This window comes from Bacillus sp. LL01 (assembly GCF_001037965.1).
Window position 1 is genome coordinate 1 of record NZ_LFEL01000230.1, and the last position, 3,618, is coordinate 3,618.

Genomic DNA, 3,618 nt, shown 5'->3' on the forward strand with positions numbered 1-3,618 from the left:
CGGGGACTTTCATGAGGATTGCATGAATATTATTATGAACGACTTGATTGAACTGATGGATCCACGCTATATCGAGGTTTGGGGCAAATTCACTACCACCTGCCGCAAAGCCAAAACCCACTTTAGATACTGGCATAATGACACTTCCATCAGGCGTTTCAACTGGATCCCCGATAATCGTGTTCACATCCACCATCTCTTTAAGATTTTCCATAGCAGTCTTCATTAGTCCTTGAATTGGATGATCAGACATAACATTTCCTCCTTAACCTCTTACATATTTCGATTTCGCCCAGCTTTATGGTCTTGTGTCCATTTAGGTCGACGCTTCCAATGCATAACGATCAAAAGACCTACAAAAATAGCATGCCCGATACGAAAAGTAAACATGCAAGAAAAATATGTATGTGAGACCACTGATTGAAAATGTGGCGTCACTGAAAGATTTGGCATCTTATGCATTTTGACGTGATTGCCCACTAAACCGACAATCGATCCCTTTAGTGACCAAACCATCCCTGCAACAGACCCTGTAAATGCAGCATCCCCCACTCCTACCTCTGAGTACCAGTCGAACTTATAAAAATGAATATGACGAAGAAACCGACGAACAATACTGTTTAACCCTACAATATGTCTGATCCATCGCTCTGCTWAATGGATATCATGAATAATGGTTTGGATCGTTATTTTCTTATCTTTTTTACTCTTAGATCCAGCTATGTTTTCTTCTTCCTCTACGATAATAGCTGGTGAATCATCATTTAGTTTAATAAGTGGAGCCTCGAATGCATAAACACGCATCCACCAAAGATAGACATCTACCTTTAATAAGTCATCGTCATTATTATGTTTATAGGTCATCTCTATTTTTATTTTTGTAACTAAAAGAATAATGAAAAACACGAGTAAAATGCCAAGTATAATGAGTAACCAAGTCATCATGAACTCCCTTTGTGGAAATAGTTGATTATTATAGGGTTTCCTGCCAAATAAAAAATAAACCTGCTATATACATAGTCAGGTTTATCTCTCACTTACCGTTCATGAATAACATAAGAATTGGCAATCATATCATGTAACCCTTGCTTTTTTGAGGTGAAAGCAATCGTAATATACAGGATATACAATAGGCTAAAGGATTGGTGGAGRATTCTCCCTACTCCTTCACGAAATAAAACGTCTTTCCAACTAAGTAATGTCCCTTCYATTGTAACGACTCGCAGACCAAAAACCATTTTACCAATCGTTGCCCCGTAATATTTTGTCATCAGTGCGAAATAAGCAAAGAAGAATAGAGCCGAAACGATAAAATCAACTACTCCATACATCGCACCCAAAGTATAGCGGATATCTGTTAGATTTAAAATGGGTCCGAGAAGTAACCAACGAAGCGATAAAAGCATAAGACTATCTAAAGTAAAAGCCCATAACCTCATCCAAAAGCCCGCATAATAATGGTCTAGCTCTTTTTCTACTTCAGCATGTTGTACAGGTTCTTCTTGTATCGGTCGTTCTTGCCTTTGCTTTCTCTGTTGGAGTAAGCGAGCTCTTCTAGGACGAGACCCACGGTTAATTATTCCTTGTTCCAATGTGATCCCTCCTATTCTGTATATAAGTACTTCAATGTTGGGGCACGACGTTCAGTTAACAATTGCTCTAGACCAGCTAACTCATTATTAGAAGAAAGTAATTGAGACATCGACATTGAAAATAAATTGAACAATCCTGTGTCTGCTTCATATTTAATTACACTATAATCAGCACCTAAATCTGCTTTCATCACGGAAACCGTATCGTCTAAACTCCCAAGCTCATCAACTAAATCAAGCTCTAATGCTTGTTTTCCGCTGTAAATTCTACCATCAGCAAGTTCACGTACCTCGCTCTCAGACATGTCACGACCTTCAGAAATAATACGAACAAACTCATCATAAGATTCGTCTATTAAAGACTGTAAAATTTCTCGATCTCCATCCGTCATTTCACGGGTTGCTGACATAATATCCTTGTACTCACCACTTTTAATTGTATTAAATGTGATGCCGTAATTCTCAGCAAGTTCAGCAATATTAATGGATTCCATAATAACCCCTAGAGAACCAGTAATCGTTTGCGGGCTGGCAACAATTTTATCTGCAGGTGCTGCTATGTAATATCCTCCTGAAGCTGCCATGCTCCCCATTGAAATATAAATAGGGGTATTATACTCTTCTTTCGCTTCAAGGATTTTCTCGTGAATCTCTGCACTTTCAACAACACCGCCACCTGGTGTGTTGACTCGTATTATAATCCCCTCAACAGATGAATCTTTCGCTGCATGCTCAATTTGAGATAAGAAAGCTTTATGTCTGTATCCTTGAGCATCAAAAATACTAACAGCATCCCCCGTATCTTGAATCACGCCATTTAATTCAAGRACAACAATAGATCCCCCAGCGTCTTCTCCTTGTTCAATGACTCTCTCGGCCCAACCATGTTCACTTGCTCCAAACATTTGTTCAAAGTCCGAACCAGCTTGAGAGGTTGCAACATTTACTCCTACAGCTGCTACCACTAACATGAGCGCTGCAATTAGTGCTAACCATCGTTTTCGACTCATTTCTACACTCCTCTATGTAATTTAGTTACTTCCCGAATACATTTTGATTCTTTTCCTAAACAAAGGTTATGATAACATAGAACACTGTAAAATTTCATATCTAAAGGGATAGATTTCCTCAAAAGAACCATTTTGATTTCAGAAAGGATGTTTATAATGATTTCACGGAAAAACCTTTACTTCTTTTACAAACAAACACCGAACATGCAAGAAATAGTCACCCCATTAAAAGATCTCGCAGAAGAAAATGGTTTTCATCTTGTCCATACGATAGACGAAGCAAATATTATTGTCAGTGTTGGTGGAGATAATGCATTCTTACAAGCAACACGAAAAACTGGATTCAGAGACGACTGTCTCTACATTGGTGTCAATACAGATCAACTTGGATTCTATACCGATTTTACTATTAGTGATCAAAAGCGTATGATTCAGGCGATGAAAAATGATGAAGTAGAGGTCCGTCGCTACCCTGTTCTTGAGGTTASAATCGATAATGAGAAACCTATTTTTTGTTTAAATGAATGCTCCATACGGTCAAACGTCATTAAAACGTTTGTTATTGATGTAGTGATTGATGAGTTTCCTTTTGAAACATTTAGAGGAGATGGAATGATTGTCTCTACACCTACTGGTAGTACCGCATATAATAAGTCTGTAAGAGGCGCAGTCATTGATCCAACCTTACCTTCAATGCAAGTGAGTGAACTCGCTTCTTTAAATAATAATCAATACCGTACGCTTGGAACCTCTTTTGTGCTTGGCCCTAACCGGACACTTCTTTTAAAAGTCGTACAAGACGGCAATGACCACCCTATTATCGGTGCTGATAATGAAGCATTGAGCATTCGCCATGCTAAACAAATCAGCATCAAGCTCGCCGATCGTCATATAAAAGTATTGAAACTAAAGACCAATTCCTTTTGGCAAAAAGTTCAGCGCAATTTTTTATAAGCTAAAAAGCAGAGCTTTTTACTCTGCTTTTATCACTTCTTCATTACGGTTATACATAACCG

Annotated in this window: 4 protein-coding genes and 2 pseudogenes; 2 read left to right on the forward strand and 4 right to left on the reverse strand. The window is 38.3% G+C overall.

Features of this window, described 5'->3' with window-relative positions:
• A pseudogene (locus AB685_RS30740) lies at nt 1-94 on the forward strand (NADPH-dependent 7-cyano-7-deazaguanine reductase QueF); the annotation flags it as partial.
• On the opposite strand, the pseudogene AB685_RS28515 reads toward AB685_RS30740, so the two are convergent.
• From AB685_RS28515 to sppA, 4 genes and pseudogenes are all read right to left on the reverse strand, one after another.
• A pseudogene (locus AB685_RS28515) lies at nt 86-253 on the reverse strand (spore germination protein GerW family protein); the annotation flags it as partial. The pseudogenes AB685_RS30740 and AB685_RS28515 overlap by 9 nt on opposite strands.
• Nucleotides 254-273: 20 nt before the next feature.
• Complete coding sequence (locus AB685_RS28520) at nt 274-945, reverse strand: DUF2953 domain-containing protein (RefSeq protein ID WP_047973983.1); 672 nt, start codon at nt 943-945, stop codon at nt 274-276.
• A 92-nt stretch (nt 946-1,037) separates the two neighbouring features.
• Complete coding sequence (locus AB685_RS28525) at nt 1,038-1,592, reverse strand: RDD family protein (protein ID WP_053073993.1); 555 nt, start codon at nt 1,590-1,592, stop codon at nt 1,038-1,040.
• A gap of 11 nt (nt 1,593-1,603) precedes the next feature.
• Nucleotides 1,604-2,602 (reverse strand): signal peptide peptidase SppA, encoded by a 999-nt coding sequence (gene sppA / locus AB685_RS28530; protein WP_047973984.1) that lies wholly within the window; start codon nt 2,600-2,602, stop codon nt 1,604-1,606.
• A 156-nt stretch (nt 2,603-2,758) separates the two neighbouring features.
• On the opposite strand from sppA, the gene AB685_RS28535 reads away from it, so the two are divergent.
• Nucleotides 2,759-3,556 (forward strand): NAD kinase, encoded by a 798-nt coding sequence (locus AB685_RS28535; protein WP_047973985.1) that lies wholly within the window; start codon nt 2,759-2,761, stop codon nt 3,554-3,556.
• Nucleotides 3,557-3,618: the final 62 nt, after the last annotated feature.